Genomic DNA, 279 nt, shown 5'->3' with positions numbered 1-279 from the left:
GATCAGACCCGCGATCACCGATCGCAGGGTTGCGATGCCGTCCCCCTTTTCCGATGAGGTCACGATGATTTCGGGAAAGGCGGCGGGATGGTTGGCCAGTTTGCTTCGCACCTGATCCAGCACTTTGTCGCGTTCTGCGGCTTTGACCTTGTCGGTTTTGGTCAGCACGGCCTGGAAGGTGACGGCGCTTTTGTCGAGTAGGGTCAAGATTTCTTCGTCCACCTTTTTGATGCCGTGGCGGGCATCAATCAGCACGAAGGCGCGGCGCAGGGATTGGCG

1 protein-coding gene is annotated in these 279 nt (G+C 58.8%); it reads right to left on the bottom strand.

Annotation, left to right across the window (positions count from 1 at the left end; translation table 11 throughout):
• Positions 1 to 279, bottom strand: a 279-nt coding sequence (locus Q4528_RS13615) for a GTP-binding protein (protein ID WP_368506712.1), incomplete at both ends; no start/stop codon positions are given.

Origin of the sequence: Staphylococcus pasteuri (assembly GCF_030547725.1) — a bacterium.
GTDB lineage: Bacteria > Bacillota > Bacilli > Staphylococcales > Staphylococcaceae > Staphylococcus > Staphylococcus pasteuri.
The sequence above is the reverse complement of the archived record's forward strand: the minus strand, read 5'-3'. Positions and strand labels throughout refer to the sequence as shown.